Genomic DNA, 15039 nt, shown 5'->3' on the forward strand with positions numbered 1-15039 from the left:
AGTCCGCGACTAAGAAGGCCACTGCGGCGAAGAAGTCCGCGACTAAGAAGGCCACTGCGGCGAAGAAGTCCGCGACTAAGAAGGCCACTGCGGCCAAGAAGTCCACGACTAAGAAGGCCACTGCGGCCAAGAAGTCCACGACTAAGAAGGCCACTGCGGCCAAGAAGACTGCGACTAAGAAGGTCACTGCGGCGAAGAAGACTGCGACCAAGAAGGCCACTGCGGCGAAGAAGTCGACCGCGAAGAAGTCGACCGCGAAGAAGTCGACCGCGAAGAAGTCAACGGCGAAGAAGTCGACCGCGAAGAAGTCAACGGCGAAGAAGTCGACCGCCAAGAAGACTGCGGCGAAGAAGTCGACCGCCAAGAAGACTGCGGCCAAGAAGTCGACCGCTAAGAAGACTGCGGCCAAGAAGTCAACGGCGAAGAAGTCGACCGCCAAGAAGAAGTAGCGAGACTGTTGACTGTGGCGCGGCCCCGTGGGGTCGCGCCACAGTTGTCTTTAGCCGACTGCGCTAGCTGAGTTTCGGCACCAAATCAAGGTCCACAACACAGGCGCGAGTGTGTGGCCCCACTCCCAAGCGCAACGCGTCGGCGAGATCCACCAACGAATCGACGTCACGCCGCAGTCGCCGCAGTTCAGGCTGATGGAGTTCTACAAGCCCACTGCTGTGGTGGGCGGCGCGAGAACGAGCACCAAATTCGGGCTGGACCCGACCGGCCTGGCCCAATACGGCGGTGGTACCTACTCCGGCGAGGTCACTGACGAAAGCGCCAGTCGACTGTGCGGCTTTATCGTCGCGCCAAATTTTGAGAGCCAGGCTCAGATCTTCGCTGAGGACAGACGGTAGATCTCCCATCAGGATCACTACCGAATCGGTCGCAGGAATGGTTGCGGCGGCGGCCGACAATGCGTAGTTCAGGCCCTTTCCCGGGTCAGACAGTTGTGGCACCGGGGCCTCGGGCGGGCCAGCTCCTACCACAACACATTTATCGATGTCAGGACAGCCGAGACATTGGTCGATCAGATCGCGGGCGAACGCGTTGGCCAGCAGGACTCTCGTTTCGGCATCGAGCAGCAGTCGACTCTTTGCCCGTGCTGGTGGCTTGAGCGGGATAATCGCAGTTACTGACATTCCTGATATCTCCTGACCTCATTCAAGCCGATCTGGCAGCATTCGAGATGTGCACCCCGCCGTACGTCTTCACGTGGGGTGGCTGATAACGGTTCAAGGAGTAATGCGTGCGTGCCATTCCATCACAGCAGCCCGTAGGACCGTGGTACACGGCGGCGGCGGCGACGCTGTGGCCGGTCATGATGACCATCACTCGCCGGGATTGGCGCGGCGTTGAAAACCTAGGCGGACCACAGGACGGTATGGTGATCGCTGCCAATCACATGTCTTGGTTCGACCCGATGGTCATCTGCCATATTCTGAACGACAACAATCGAATACCCAGGTTCCTCGCCAAGGACGCGCTTTTCGATGTCCCGGCCTTCGGGAAAGTCGTCTCCGGAACTGGGCAGATCCCGGTGTACCGGGATTCCGAAAACGCGGCCGAGGCGGTTAGTGCGGCGGTAGCAGCGGTGTCCGAGGGGCAAGCGGTCGTGGTGTATCCGGAGGGGACGCTGACTCGTGACCCGAAACTGTGGCCGATGACTGGGAAGACTGGTGCGGCTCGCATCGCGCTGACCTCGGGTGCTCCGGTGGTACCGCTGGCGCATTGGGGTGCGCAGAAAGTGATGCGACCGTACAAGAAGGAGTTTCGGATCATCCCGCCACCGAAGATTGCCATTGCGGTCGGTGAGCCGGTCGATCTTGACGATCTGCGCGACCAGGAACTGACGCCGGAGGTGCTGACCGAAGCGACTAGTCGGATCATGGACGCCATCGCGATCCAGTTGGCGCAGCTACGTGGGGAGGAAGTACCTGAGTTGCGCTGGGACATGAAGGCGGAGGAACTACTCCCCATCGAGCACCCGCTGCCGCAGCCGGAGTGATTTGCTACCGGTGAGCAAATGGGCACGACAGCGAGTTAGCCAGCCACTACCGTGCTAGTTGTGCCGGTTGAATCCGGAGAAGCGTAGGAGGTCGCAGATGACGAAAGTAGCGATTATGGGCGGTGGCTCCATGGGCACTGCCTACGGCATGGTCATGGCGGATGCTGGTTGCGATGTCATGATGTGGGCCCGGGAACCGGAGGTGGTGGCGGATGTCAATGACAACCACCGCAACGAAACCTTCCACCCTGGTCTGGATCTGCCGGCATCGCTGCGTTGCACCGGCGAGCCAGCAGAGGCAATTTCTGCCGCTGAAATCGTCGTGCTCGCTATCCCTTCGCAAACGCTGCGCGAGAACCTCACTATCTGGCGGGAACATTTGGAGTCGGGCGCACTGCTGGTCACCTTGATGAAAGGGATTGAGAAGGGCACCAAGCTGCGAATGTCGCAGGTGCTGGCGGAAGTGGGACAAGTGCCCGCGGATCAAGTCGCGGTGGTCTCCGGCCCCAATCTCGCCCGCGAGATCATTCAACGGCAACCGGCAGCCACCACGGTGGCCTGCGTCGACCAGCAACGTGCCATCGGGTTGCAAGAGGCTTCCACTACCAACTACTTCCGGCCCTACTTCACCACCGACGTGATCGGTGTCGAGATTGGCGGTGCGGTCAAGAACGTCATCGCACTCGCCAACGGCATGGCAGTCGGTCAAGGATTTGGCGAGAACTCACAGGCGGCATTGATTACTCGGGGGCTTGCGGAGATGACTCGGTTGGGGGTCGCGCTGTCGGCGAACCCGATGACGTTCCTCGGTCTGGCCGGAATCGGTGACCTGATCGCCACCTGCTCCTCGTCGTTGTCCCGCAATCGGACGTTTGGGGAGAGCCTTGGTCGTGGGCTGACCGTGGCGGAAACTGAGGCGGCTACCAAGCAGACCTGTGAAGGGGTCAAGAGTTGCAAGCCGCTACTGGAGATGGCGCAAGACGCAGGGGTCGAGATGCCGATCACCGAGCAGGTGGTGAAGGTCGTGCACGATGGGATGCCCCCGGCAGAAATGTTGCAGCATTTGATGTCGCGCCCCACTCGTGAGGAGCAAGGCCAGCAGTCATGACCCAGCGTGGGAAAGTGGTGCTGCTGCGCCACGGCGAAACCGAGTGGAGCCGCAGTGGCCAACACACGGGTCGCACCGACCTGCCGTTGACGGAAAAAGGTGAGGCGGATGCCGCCGCTTTGGCACCGATCATTGCGGCTCGAACCTTTGGGCTGGTGCTGATCTCGCCGCTGCAACGCGCACAGCAGACGGCCAGCCTGGCCGGACTGAGCGGAGAGATTGACGCCGATTTGCTGGAATGGGACTACGGCGCCTACGAAGGCCGCAAGACCGTAGACATTCGCAACGATCTTGGCGACCAAGACTGGACCATCTGGCGTGACCCGATCCCGCCGGGGGAGACCCCCGGGGAACAGCCGGAACAGGTTGCTGCTCGTGCCGGGGCAGTGCTGGACCGGGTGGAGCCTTTCTTGCAGCAGGGTGACGATTGCGCCCTGGTTGCTCACGGTCATTTCCTGCGTATTCTTACTGCTACCTGGTTGGGACTGCCGGCGGTGGATGGTCGGCTTTTCGTGTTGGATGCCGGCGCGATCAGTGAACTGGGCTACGAGCACGAGACGCACACAATCAACTCTTGGAACAGTCATTAGCTGCTCCGACTGAACGCAAGCCTGGTTCGAAACCTCCTGGTGGGAGTTGCATCGCGTCAGGAACCCCGCTGGTGTGAGCAGATCACCGGTGAATCTGGCCGATCGATCCTCAATCCGGCGCGTGATGCTGCTGCGTCATCGAAGTGCTAGGTAGGGTCGGGCCATGACTAAGCCGTCCGTCATGGTGCTTTTCGGTGGCCGCAGCAGCGAGCACTCCATTTCGTGCCTGAGCGCGGGCAGCATCTTGGCGGCCATTGACCGGGATCAGTACGAGGTAGTCGCGGTGGGTATCACCGAAGCCGGTGACTGGGTGCGCCACTCCGGTAATCCTGACGAGCTTCGGTCGGAAGCCGGCCAGCTTCCCGTCGTGACTGGTGAAGGTCGGGTCGAACTGTCGCTGTCACCGCAGCGGCATGGCTTGTGGTTGACCGATGCTGCGGGAGGCCGCGACTGGCAGCCGGTGGATGTGGTGTTTCCAGTGCTCCATGGCCCCTACGGCGAAGATGGTGCCGTCCAAGGGGCGCTTGAGGTAGCCGGTATGCCATTTGTGGGTAGTGGCGTGTTCGCCTCCGCCGCCTGCATGGACAAGGCCCACACCAAGAAACTGCTCAGCGCTGAGGGGATCCCGGCCGGCCGTTGGCATGCGTTGCGACACGATGAGTGGGGACAAGAAGATCACCGAGAACGGATTGCGACGTTGGGATGGCCGGTTTTCGTCAAACCTGCCCGAGCTGGCTCCAGCGTTGGGGTGAGCAAGGCCCGCGACGAGCAAGAACTCAAAGCAGCCATCGATGCCGCTGGTGCGCACGACCCGCGCATCATCGTGGAAGCGTCAGTAGAGAACGCCCTCGAAGTGGAGTGTGGCGTGCTAGTTGGTCCCGACCGGGTTCCCCGCGCTAGCGTCTGTGCTCGGATCAAAGTCGGACCCGAGCACGAGTTCTACGACTTCGAAGCCAAGTATCTCGACGACAGCGTTGAACTGATTGTGCCTGCCGATATTCCGCAAGCGGTGTCGACCGGGATCCAGGAACTCGCCATTGCGGCTTTCCAGGCGATGGACTGTGAAGGTTTGGCTCGCGTCGATGTATTCGTTGGCGCCGACGGCGAGGTCAGCATTAACGAAATCAACACCATGCCCGGTTTCACCGCAATCTCGATGTATCCGCGGATGTGGCAGGAAACCGGGGTCAGCTATCAGCAGTTGGTGGCTTCCCTGATTGGCGAGGCGTTGAGTCGTCGGCAGGGTCTTCGTTAGCTGGCTGGAGTTCCGCCACAACCTCGGCCGGATCGGAGTATCCGCCGGGCACCGTCAGTTCCAAGCGCGGATTCGAGTTCACGCTGGTGAATCGGTAGCCACCAGTTAACAGTTGCGGATACCAATCCACGCCATTGATTTCCACCAACTGCGAGGTGGACGTGTAGGTGTCCGGTTCCGGTACACCGCAGCGCCACACCAGCGCCGGCGCCCCCCAGGCGGCAGTGGTGTCGGGATCGGGCATGGTTTCAATTTGTCGTTCGCCTGCCAACTCCGGGGGCAGCGCCTGGGCCAACTCAGCACATTTCTGCTGAGTCGCCTCGTCCAGCTCGGCTGGCGTCACCGGGACCGCGCGACCGCAACCTGCCACCAGCAGGGTCACCAGCGACACGGCGAGGATCGGTTTCATCGTGCTCACAGCCCTCCACTAACGTTGACCAGGCTAGGGGATGTGATCCGGCGGAAAGTGAGGGCCACATGGCCGAGACGGTGGCAGACATAGGTGAGTTCGGTTTGATCGAGCTGATTCGACAGCGAGTCCCAGTTGGTGATGCCCAGTTGGGCATCGGAGATGATGCCGCCGTCTTGAGTCAACCCGGCAGCACCCTAGCCAGCGTGGACACGCTGGTGGCGGACCGGCATTTCAAGCCGGAATGGTGCTCCGGAGCCGATGTCGGCCATCGAGCTGCTGCCGCTGGCCTCGCAGATATTGCTGCCATGGGTGGTCAGCCTTCGGCGCTACTGGTGTCGCTGTCCATGCCGTCCGATACCGAGGTTTCCTGGGCCCTCGAACTGCTCGACGGTCTCGTTGCTGAAGCCCAAGTCGCCCGGGCGCAAGTAGTGGGGGGTGACCTGTGCCAGTCGGAGACTACGACCGTGTCGGTGACCGCCCTGGGGCGGGCGGAGCGCCCAGTTACTCGCGCTGGCGCTCGGCCAGGAGATGTCTTGGCTATCGCAGGTCGGCAAGGCTGGGCTGCTGCCGGTTTGACCGTACTGTCCAGAGGGTTTCGCTCACCACGGGCTCTTGTTGAGGCGTATCAACGGCCGCACCCGCCGTATGACAGCGGCCCGCAAGCAGCCGCTGCTGGGGCAACGGCGATGATCGATATCAGTGATGGACTGTTGGCGGATGTGCGCCATCTGGCTGTTGAATCCAGCGCGGTCGCAGAACTGGACTCACAAGCAGTTCCAGTAGCCGATCAGCTACGGGAAACCTCGTCAGCTTTCAATGTGGACCCGTTGATGTGGGTGATGGCTGGTGGTGACGACCACTCGCTGGTGGCAGCCTTCCCGCCGGGTGTTGCCCTGCCGGAACTCTTCATTCCGATTGGCCGGATCACTGAGGTGGTCTCTGGTGAACCGGGGGTGACGGTGGATGGCCGCCATTGGAGTGGTCGGGGCGGCCACGACCATTTCCGGTAGTCCGATGGCTGCAAGGCAGCCGGCTAATCGCTGGTAGCGGCCGATCAGACGGGGCTGGCTGGCTTTGGCTGGGCGTAACTAGCGCGGCGGGAGGGCGCCAAGTCGCCGAACATCGCGGTTGTTTCAGGACGAACTAGGGGTGGCGGGTAGATGATCGGAAGCGAGGGTGACCCGCGCCTGGGCAGGGCACTGAATCGCTAGGAACGCGTGACTTTGCCGGCCTTGATGCAAGAGGCGCAAGCGTTGACCTTCTGCGGGGTGCCACCGATGACCGTGCGCACTGACTGGATATTGGGATTCCAGCGACGCTTGGTCCGCCGATGGGAGTGGGAGATGTTATGACCGAAACCGGGTCCTTTGCCGCAAACATCGCACTTCGCAGCCACGTCACACGCTCCAATGAACTAGGTTCGACCTGATGCTGAAATCCCAGGCCGGTGTAAGCCGGTTCTCCCAGCCGAATCACTACTCTAACCGAACGGCGTCGGTAGTGTGAAATCCGTATCGATGTTTCTGCCTGCGCAGACGCAGAGAGGCCAGGAAAGTGTCCATGTCCAGCCAGGTTGATGCCGAGTTCCTTCGGGACTGGGCCAACACTGCCACCGAGGCGCTGGCGTCTGCTCGTGAGGACATCGATGCGCTGAATGTATTCCCGGTTCCCGATGGCGATACCGGAACAAATATGTACTTGACTATGGTGGCGGCGCGGGAGGCGATGGCTGCCGATCTAGTGGCCGAGGAGTCTGACGCTAGCGACAGTCCACAACTCGTCAGCTCTGCGGCTAGCGCGCTCGCCCGAGGGGCGCTCATGGGAGCTCGGGGCAACTCCGGGGTGATCTTGAGCCAAATCGTGCGTGGCTTGGTGCGCATTTCGCCACAGGAGACCGCCAGTGCAGTCATGAATCCGGCCGACACCTTCCGGCGCGGCATGACTCAGGCAGCTGAATTGGCCTATGCGGCGGTAGCCGAGCCGCAAGAGGGCACCATGCTCACCGTGATGCGGTGCGCGGCAGAAGCGGCAGCCGAGGCCGGCGGTGACCTAGCCGATGTTTTGCGGGCGGCCGTGGAGGGCGGCGAAGAAGCGTTGGCACGGACACCAGAGATGTTAGAACCGCTGCGCCGCGCCGGTGTGGTTGATTCGGGCGGCTACGGAATCGTTGTGGTGCTGTCGGCCCTGCTGGAAGTCGTCACCGGCGTTCGACGACCGCCGCCGGATGCGGATGTCCCCGCGGTAGCGGTCACTGGGGACTCCCACACCGGCTACTCCGGTCCGGCTTATGAGGTGATGTTCTTACTAGAAGCCGATGACGAGGACATTCCGGGACTCAAGTCAGCGTTGGCGGAACTGGGTGATTCGTTGGTGGTGGTAGGTGGCGATCGACTGTGGAACATCCACGTACACGTTCACGATGCTGGTGCTGCGGTGGAGGCGGGTATGGCCGCTGGCCGGCCTTATCGAATCAAAATCACCTGGTTGTTTGATACCCCCGGTACCGGCCACGTGCAGGTGCGTCAGCGTTCGATTGTCGCCGTGGCTCATGGCCCAGGCCTGGGGCAGTTACTAGCGGAAATGGAGGTTGCGGTCGTCACAGCAGAACCTGGCGAAGCGCCTGCCACCGGAGAGTTGTTGCAGGCGGCCTTGAGTTCCGACGCTGGTGAGATCGTGTTGCTGCCCAGCGACAAGAACGTGACCTCCTCAGCGGAGTCAGCCGCGCACGCGGCGCGCAAAGATGGCTTGCGTGTCGCCGTTGTGCCGACGCGCTCCGTGGTGCAGACGCTGGCGGCGGTCGCGGTACACGATCCGGAAGCCGACTTCGATGACGACGTGGTGGCGATGTCGCGGGCAGCGGCCGCCACTCGATACGGTGCGGTCACCATCTCCACCAAAGAAGCCATCACCACCGCTGGTCCCTGTAAACCAGGGGATGTACTCGGCATCGTGGATGGCGATATCTTGCAGATCGGTGAGGATGTGGAGAGCGTCGCAGGTCAGACCTTAGACCTGATGTTGTCTAGTGGCGGCGAACTAGTGACGATCGTTTCTGGTGCAGACCTGGCTGGCGAGGTGGTAGACCGGCTGAACGGCAACTTGGCAATCAACCATCCGGGGGCGGATGTCACCGTCTACGAAGGCGGTCAGCCGATCTGGCCACTGATCTTTGGCGTGGAATAGTGACCCGGTGCGGCGCTGCGCTGGACGCTGGCGGCGGGATGCGACCCTGAAGTCATGGCAGGTTTAGCTGACGGGCTACGAGATGTCGTTGGAGGTCGCACGGCCAAGCCGCTAGCGGAACACTTGCAGGTCGAGACAGTGGGCGATTTGCTGCAGCATTACCCGCGACGGTACGAAAGTCGGGGTGAGTTGACCGATCTCGCCGACTTGGTTCCCGGTGAGCAGGCCACCATCGTTGCGGAAGTGAAGAGCTGTCGAACTGTCCCCGGCCGCGGTGGTCGGCGCGGTGGCCGCGTCGAAGCGACCGTGACTGACGGTCGCGAAACTTTGACCCTTACCTTCTTTAATCAAGTCTGGCGGGCGCGCGATCTGCGACCGGGTCGCCGGGGACTGTTCTCCGGAAAGGTGGGCGATTATCGGGGCCGGCTGCAACTGGTGAACCCTGGTTGCCACTTCGCCGACGACGCGGATGATCGCGAGGCTGCGGAGATCTTCGCCAAAGAGTTGATTCCGGTCTATCCCGCCACCTCGGCGGTAGATAGCCCTCGGATTGCGAAAGCAGTCAAGGTGGCGCTGCAAATGTTGGATCCGCTGCCGGATCCGTTGCCAGCCGAGATCGTCGGCAACCGCACCCTGTTGCCCTTTGACGCCGCACTGCGCGCCATCCATTCCCCAGAAGACCTCGCGGAGGTCGGCAGGGCACGCCGGCGGCTGGCCTACGACGAGGCGCTGGTGTTGCAAGTGATCCTGGCGCAGCGACGACACGAAACTGCAGTGCTGTCGGCAATTCCCCGACCCGGCACGGCTGACGGACTGCTGGGCGAGTTTGACGCGGATTTGCCGTTCCAACTCACCGACGGTCAGCGGGAGGTCGGCAAACGCATCGCTGAAGACATGGCGGACGGGCATCCAATGCACCGGTTACTGCAGGGCGATGTCGGCTCCGGTAAGACCCTGGTCGCCCTGCGAGCCATGCTGCAAGTCGTGGACTCGGGCGGTCAAGCAGTGTTACTGGCCCCTACCGAAGTGCTCGCCCAGCAGCACTACAGCAACGTACGGGAACTGCTGGGACCACTCGCTGAGAGCGGACTCCTTGGCGGGTCTGCGCACGCCACCCGCGTCGCGCTGCTGACTGGCTCCATGACCGCAGCACAACGTCGTGGCGCGCTGCTGGAAATCGCCAGTGGAGAAGCCGGCATCGTGGTCGGTACCCACGCCTTGTTGCAGGATCAGGTGCAGTACGCGGACCTGGGACTGATCGTGGTCGATGAGCAGCATCGCTTCGGAGTCGAGCAGCGGTCGCTGCTGCTGGATCGAGTGCCGGGGCAACGCCCGCACCTGCTCGTGATGACCGCTACTCCGATCCCACGCACTGTCGCGATGACCGTCTTTGGCGATCTCGACGTATCGACGCTGCGGGAGCGACCCACAGGCGCGTCGCAAGTGGTCAGTCACGTAGTCGCCGAGTTGACGCAACCTCGGCACATGGACCGAACCTGGCAGCGGGTGAGTGAAGAGGTAGCAGCAGGCCGGCAAGTCTTTGTCGTGTGCCCGCGGATCTCAGAAGGAGACTCGGCTGAGGGTGAACTACTCGAGGAGGCAGCGGAGGCGCCCGCCACCCACGCGGTTCTGAGTCTGGTGGATGAACTGGTGGCTGGGCCACTGGCAGAGGTCCGCGTGGCTGCGATGCACGGCCGACTGCCGGCGGAGGAGAAGGACAGGTTGATGGCGCGGTTCGCTGTAGGTCCGACTGCCGAGGACGGTTTAGATGTCATGGTCAGCACCACGGTGATTGAGGTGGGCGTCGATGTGCCCGCCGCCGCGATGATGGTGATTATGGACGCTGACCGATTCGGCGTATCCCAGTTGCACCAACTACGCGGTCGAGTGGGACGCGCAGGTCAGCAAGCGCTGTGTCTGCTGGTCACGAAGGCAGATCCCGAATCTCCCGCATTCGAACGGTTGCAACGCATCGCAGGCACAAATGACGGCTTCGAACTGGCGCAGTTGGACCTCGAGCAACGGCGCGAGGGTGATGTCTTGGGTGCAGTGCAGTCGGGGCGGCGCAGTTCGTTGCGACTGTTGTCAGTATTGCGTGATGTTGACCTGATTCAGGATGCTCGCGAGGACGCGGCGCACATCGTGGCGACCGATCCAGAGTTGGCCGAGTATCCGTTGTTAGCCGCCGCCGCTGATGAACTGCAGCAATCGTCGGATTACCTGGAAAAAGCCTGACGGCAGGATTCATTCGATGACCAGAATCGTTGCCGGAGAATGGGGTAGTCGGCGACTCGCTGTTCCTCGTAGCGGTGTTCGCCCCACCTCGGAGCGCGTCCGCGAAGCGGTATGCAACCGGCTGGAACACCTCAGCGGCGGTCTGACCGGCGTGCGAGTGCTGGATATCTTCGCTGGGTCGGGGGCGGTAGGCCTGGAGCTGCTGAGCCGTGGTGCCGCCACGGCGGTTCTGGTGGAACGTGACCGAACGGCAGTTCAGGTGTTGCGCGACAACGTAGCCAAGCTGCAGGCGAACGCCACGGTGTTGGCTAGCGATGCCGCGAAACTCACCGACCGGTCCTGGCCAGAACCTTTCGACATCGTCTTTGCCGATCCGCCCTACGACATGACCATGACCCACATAGCAGCAGTCTTCGCGACGCTGATTCAGGGAGCCGCTATTGCGGTCGACGGGCTGGTGGTGGCCGAGACTGCGAAGCGGGCTACGGGTCAGCCGTGGCCGGCAGCAGTCGACCCGCTCGATTCACGCGACTACGGCGACACTCGAATTTGGTACGGTCGGGTCAGTTCGGTGGCTGTCGACAATACCTAGGTGGCCACGGCACTCAGCGCAACGATACGAGTAGGGAAGGCGGTACCGGAGCCTCATGGCTACTGCGATCTGTCCGGGATCGTTCGACCCGGTCACCAATGGCCACCTTGATGTCTTCGCACGGGCGGCAGATCTTTTCGAACATGTGACTGTCGGTGTCCTCATCAACAAGAAGAAGTCCAGCCTGTTCACGGTCGAAGAACGCATCGACATGCTGGAAGAGTGCATGGCGGACTACTCCAACGTCTCTGTTGACTCGTTCTACGGGTTACTGGTCGATTACTGCCAACATCGGGGCATCTCGGCCATCGTCAAAGGTCTGCGGGCGGTGTCGGACTTCGACTACGAACTGCAGATGGCGCAAATGAACTACCGGCTTGCCGGAGTGGAGACGCTCTTCGTGTCCACTAACCCGGCTTTCGGCTACTTGTCATCCAGTCTGGTGAAAGATGTCGCCACATATGGCGGTGACATTTCCGGTCTCGTACCGGATACTGTGCAGAACCGACTGAAAGAGAAGTTGGGCTCCGGATAACTGATTCCGGGCAGGGAGGGAAAACGGTGGACATCACCCAAGCACTTGATTCGGTCACCGAACTGGTGTCGCAAGCAAAATCGCGTGCCCTCGGCGGCGGCGCGATCATCGACAAAGATCGAGCGATGCAGCTGATCGAGGAGATTCAGGAAGCGCTGCCGGAGGAAATCCACCGCGCTAACGGAGTACTCGCGGAGCGCGATTCGTTGATCGACGCGGCCGCCAGCGAGGCGGAGCAGATTCGCGAGCACGCTCGGGCTGAAGCTGCTGCGCTTGTTTCTGCGGATGAGGTGACAATCGCCGCCCACACCGAGGCCAGGCGCATCATCAGTGACGCGGAGCAAGAGGCCCACCGCAAGCAGGCCGAGATTGACGCCTACGTTGACGGCAAGTTGGCCGCGTTTGAAGGCACGCTGCAGCGCACGCTGGAGTCGGTTGCCAACGGTCGAGCCAAACTGGCCGGACAGGTTGAGGAATACCCGATGGACGAGGTGCTGCCGCAGTGACCGATTCCCCGCTGGTGGTCGACAGTCGCAAACTGCCGCGCCAGCCCGGGGCCTCGCTCGAGGTTGTCGTTCCAGTCACGATTGGCGAGGATTTTGCCGGCGAGGTCATGCGCGCAGAGCCCGGTGCGGCGACGGTTCACGTGCTCCTGGAGTCGGTGCTGGATGGGATTTTGGCCACCGGCGCCGCCACAATTCCAGTGACTGGGGAGTGCGTCCGGTGTTTGACCCCGCTGCGGGTGGAATTACCAGTGGAATTTAGGCAGTTTTACACCTATCCAGGCGTCGAGCAGCCGGATGACGAGGACTCTGACATCGTCCCGATCACTGATCCAGAGCTGAATTTGACCGGTGCATTTCATGATGCGGTGGTGTTGGCACTACCCTTAACTCCTACGTGTCGGCCAGATTGCCCGGGACTGTGCCCAGAATGTGGTGCAATGTTGGCGGATGATCCGGAGCACCGGCACGAGCGCATAGACCCCCGATGGTCCGAACTCGCAGGATGGCGCGAGTCAGATCCATCGCCTGAAGGAGATTGAGATGGCTGTACCCAAGCGGAAGATGTCCCGCTCCAACACTCGCGCGCGCCGTTCGCAGTGGAAGGCCAAGCCGGTCAAGTTGGCGACCTGTGACCGGTGCCGATCTGCGAAGCTGCCGCACAACGCGTGCCCAACCTGTGGCACCTACAACAAGCGGACTGTCCTCGACGTTTAACGATGGCGAATCCCGATCTGCAGGTTCTGCGCGATCGGCTAGGTGTCGATATCCCCGACGACATCCTGATCAAGTCGCTGACCCATCGCTCCTACGCCTTTGAGCATGACACCCAGCCCAACGAGCGGCTTGAGTTCCTAGGCGACGCTGTGCTGGGCATCATCATCACCGATGCGCTGTTCACTCGCCATCCAGAGTCCGCTGAAGGCGAGTTGGCCAAGATGCGGTCAGCGGTGGTCAGCGCACAAGCTTTGGCGGAGTTGGCGCGCTCGATAGGTCTCGGCGAGTTTGTCTTGTTAGGTCGTGGCGAAGAAACCACAGGTGGCCGAGAGAAAAAATCAATTCTGGCCGACGCGCTGGAAGCGGTTTTTGGTGCTGTCTATGTTTCCCGAGGGATGGCGGTAGCCACCGAGATGATTCTGCGTCTCACTGAGCCACAGTTGCGGGCGACGGCTTCGTTGGGCGCTGGCTTGGACTGGAAAACCTCGTTGCAGGAACTCACCGCACAGTTAGATCTCGGTGCCCCGGAATACGTCATCAAGGAGGCTGGTCCCGAGCACCAGAAAGTGTTTACCGCCTTCGTGAAACTGAAAGACGGTTACCACGGTCGGGGGAGTGGCAGTAGCAAAAAGATCGCAGAACAAGAGGCCGCTCAACTCACCTACGCGGAACTGTCCGATCCTGCCGAGGCTGGCAGCGGGAAGCAGTAATGCCAGAACTTCCCGAGGTCGAAACCGTTCGGCGGGGATTGGCCTCAGCGGTACTTGCTGCGGATATTGTTTCGGCTCAAGTCCGCCACCGGCGAGTGGTACGCCGCCAGCCCGGCGGCGCCCGGCACTTCACCATCGCGCTGGCTGGTAGTCGGATCACGTCGGTACAACGTCGGGGAAAGTATCTGTGGTTGGAGTTGGCCGACGGTGGCTGTGATGGCGCAGCATTAGTGGCGCATCTGGGCATGAGCGGACAGTTTCGGGTCACGGAGAAACAGCGCATTCACGACAATCATGCCCGTGCTGCACTGCGCCTCGCAGACGGTCGCACGCTGTTGTTCCGGGATCAGCGCACCTTTGGCTGGTTGCTGTTGTCCGATATCGGAGCCACTGGCGTCCCCGAGGCGGTAGCGCACATCGGGCGAGATCCGTTTGACCCCGAATACGACCTAGCTGCGGTCTCGGCGCGACTGGCCTCGTCAAACTCCGGCATCAAACGACAACTCTTGAGTCAGACCGTGGTGTCCGGCGTTGGCAACATTTACGCGGATGAGGCGTTGTGGCGGGCTGAGGTGTTTCCGGAAACACCTGGAGTGCTGCTCGGTCAGCAGCGGTGCGCCGAAGTCTTAACACAGGCGCAATCAGTGATGGCGGCAGCGCTGGCGGCCGGCGGCACGTCATTTGATCCGCTCTACGTTGCGGTCAACGGCGAATCAGGCTGGTTCGAACGGTCCCTGGATGTCTATGGTCGGGAGGGCGAGCCGTGCCGACGATGTGGGGCGCCGATCATGCGGGAACGCTTCACGAATCGCTCCTCGCATCGGTGTCCGAAATGTCAAGCACCGCCACATTAAGTTGCGTCTTCCACAAATGGGTTGTAAGTGGCACAATGGAGACACGCCGGGGGCGGGCATTTACCGGCGTTTCCATGGGTAGAAAGTGAGTTGGCATGGCTAAGGCTTTGTATGGCCACATGGCGGTTGCCGATCAGCGCCTCCTGGCTGAGGTCGCACGGTTGCGGGCTCGGGTTCGTGAACTGGAAGATCTCGTGGATCAACTGGAAATGGCGCGAGAACTCGCCATGGATCCGATCGGCGCCGTTGAATCCGCCGATTTCGAGCAAGAATTGGCCCCAGCTACCGTCTGATTTCACCGTCAGCGTGCCGCTTCCCGGGTTGACCACCCGATCGGGTTAGCCTT

The 15039-nt window shown here is 61.6% G+C and carries 19 protein-coding genes; 16 read left to right on the forward strand and 3 right to left on the reverse strand.

The window, feature by feature from the left end; translation table 11 throughout:
* The coding region (locus K0U62_00005) for a histone H1-like repetitive region-containing protein (protein MCH9799898.1) at window positions 1-449 on the forward strand (449 nt) is incomplete at its 5' end.
* A 63-nt stretch (window positions 450-512) separates the two neighbouring features.
* On the opposite strand, the gene cofC is transcribed toward K0U62_00005, so the two are convergent.
* On the reverse strand, window positions 513-1133 hold the full coding sequence (gene cofC / locus K0U62_00010; GenBank protein MCH9799899.1) for a 2-phospho-L-lactate guanylyltransferase: 621 nt from the start codon (window positions 1131-1133) through the stop codon (window positions 513-515).
* A gap of 179 nt (window positions 1134-1312) precedes the next feature.
* On the opposite strand from cofC, the gene K0U62_00015 reads away from it, so the two are divergent.
* The 4 genes from K0U62_00015 to K0U62_00030 all read left to right on the forward strand — a co-directional run bounded on the left by K0U62_00015 (window position 1313) and on the right by K0U62_00030 (window position 4952).
* On the forward strand, window positions 1313-1999 hold the full coding sequence (locus tag K0U62_00015) for a 1-acyl-sn-glycerol-3-phosphate acyltransferase (GenBank protein MCH9799900.1): 687 nt from the start codon (window positions 1313-1315) through the stop codon (window positions 1997-1999).
* Window positions 2000-2096: 97 nt separating this feature from the next.
* Window positions 2097-3107 carry an NAD(P)-dependent glycerol-3-phosphate dehydrogenase gene (locus K0U62_00020; GenBank protein MCH9799901.1) on the forward strand — a complete coding sequence of 337 codons (1011 nt, stop codon included), beginning with the start codon at window positions 2097-2099 and terminating at the stop codon, window positions 3105-3107.
* Window positions 3104-3697, forward strand: coding sequence for a histidine phosphatase family protein (locus K0U62_00025; protein MCH9799902.1), 594 nt, complete (start codon window positions 3104-3106; stop codon window positions 3695-3697). Before K0U62_00020 ends, K0U62_00025 begins: the two co-directional genes overlap by 4 nt.
* 163 nt (window positions 3698-3860) lie before the next feature.
* The gene (locus K0U62_00030) at window positions 3861-4952 is read left to right on the forward strand and encodes a D-alanine--D-alanine ligase (GenBank protein MCH9799903.1); all 1092 of its coding nucleotides are present in this window, start codon (window positions 3861-3863) and stop codon (window positions 4950-4952) included.
* Here the strand turns inward: K0U62_00030 and K0U62_00035 are convergent.
* Window positions 4885-5370: a DUF3515 domain-containing protein gene (locus tag K0U62_00035; GenBank protein ID MCH9799904.1), complete on the reverse strand. Its 486-nt coding sequence runs from the start codon at window positions 5368-5370 to the stop codon at window positions 4885-4887. The two genes, K0U62_00030 and K0U62_00035, sit on opposite strands and share 68 nt — an antisense overlap.
* A 59-nt stretch (window positions 5371-5429) precedes the next feature.
* Between K0U62_00035 and K0U62_00040 the strand changes: the two genes are divergently transcribed.
* Window positions 5430-6374, forward strand: a complete 945-nt coding sequence (locus K0U62_00040; protein MCH9799905.1) for a thiamine-phosphate kinase — start codon at window positions 5430-5432, stop codon at window positions 6372-6374.
* 197 nt (window positions 6375-6571) lie between these two features.
* Here the strand turns inward: K0U62_00040 and rpmB are convergent, their stop codons facing one another.
* On the reverse strand, window positions 6572-6760 hold the full coding sequence (rpmB, locus tag K0U62_00045; protein ID MCH9799906.1) for a 50S ribosomal protein L28: 189 nt from the start codon (window positions 6758-6760) through the stop codon (window positions 6572-6574).
* Between the two features lie 164 nt (window positions 6761-6924).
* On the opposite strand from rpmB, the gene K0U62_00050 reads away from it, so the two are divergent.
* The 10 genes from K0U62_00050 to K0U62_00095 all read left to right on the forward strand — a co-directional run bounded on the left by K0U62_00050 (window position 6925) and on the right by K0U62_00095 (window position 14986).
* Entirely contained in the window at window positions 6925-8547 is a 1623-nt protein-coding gene (locus tag K0U62_00050; GenBank protein MCH9799907.1) for a DAK2 domain-containing protein, read from the forward strand.
* Window positions 8548-8601: 54 nt separating this feature from the next.
* On the forward strand, window positions 8602-10782 hold the full coding sequence (locus tag K0U62_00055) for an ATP-dependent DNA helicase RecG (GenBank protein ID MCH9799908.1): 2181 nt from the start codon (window positions 8602-8604) through the stop codon (window positions 10780-10782).
* Window positions 10783-10798: 16 nt separating this feature from the next.
* Window positions 10799-11374, forward strand: a complete 576-nt coding sequence (rsmD, locus tag K0U62_00060) for a 16S rRNA (guanine(966)-N(2))-methyltransferase RsmD (protein ID MCH9799909.1) — start codon at window positions 10799-10801, stop codon at window positions 11372-11374.
* 55 nt (window positions 11375-11429) lie between these two features.
* Entirely contained in the window at window positions 11430-11909 is a 480-nt protein-coding gene (gene coaD, locus K0U62_00065) for a pantetheine-phosphate adenylyltransferase (protein MCH9799910.1), read from the forward strand.
* A gap of 26 nt (window positions 11910-11935) precedes the next feature.
* On the forward strand, window positions 11936-12415 hold the full coding sequence (locus tag K0U62_00070) for a hypothetical protein (GenBank protein MCH9799911.1): 480 nt from the start codon (window positions 11936-11938) through the stop codon (window positions 12413-12415).
* A complete protein-coding gene (locus K0U62_00075) occupies window positions 12412-12954 on the forward strand; it encodes a YceD family protein (protein ID MCH9799912.1) in 543 nt (180 codons plus the stop codon). The genes K0U62_00070 and K0U62_00075 overlap by 4 nt, the downstream gene beginning before the upstream one ends.
* Window position 12955: 1 nt before the next feature.
* Entirely contained in the window at window positions 12956-13129 is a 174-nt protein-coding gene (rpmF, locus tag K0U62_00080; protein ID MCH9799913.1) for a 50S ribosomal protein L32, read from the forward strand.
* Between the two features lie 2 nt (window positions 13130-13131).
* A complete protein-coding gene (gene rnc, locus K0U62_00085; protein MCH9799914.1) occupies window positions 13132-13839 on the forward strand; it encodes a ribonuclease III in 708 nt (235 codons plus the stop codon).
* Entirely contained in the window at window positions 13839-14693 is an 855-nt protein-coding gene (mutM, locus tag K0U62_00090; protein MCH9799915.1) for a bifunctional DNA-formamidopyrimidine glycosylase/DNA-(apurinic or apyrimidinic site) lyase, read from the forward strand. Before rnc ends, mutM begins: the two co-directional genes overlap by 1 nt.
* Window positions 14694-14788: 95 nt before the next feature.
* Window positions 14789-14986 (forward strand): hypothetical protein, encoded by a 198-nt coding sequence (locus K0U62_00095; GenBank protein MCH9799916.1) that lies wholly within the window; start codon window positions 14789-14791, stop codon window positions 14984-14986.
* The last annotated feature ends 53 nt before the right edge of the window (window positions 14987-15039 follow it).

This window comes from Actinomycetes bacterium (assembly GCA_022599915.1).
Taxonomy (GTDB): domain Bacteria; phylum Actinomycetota; class Actinomycetes; order S36-B12.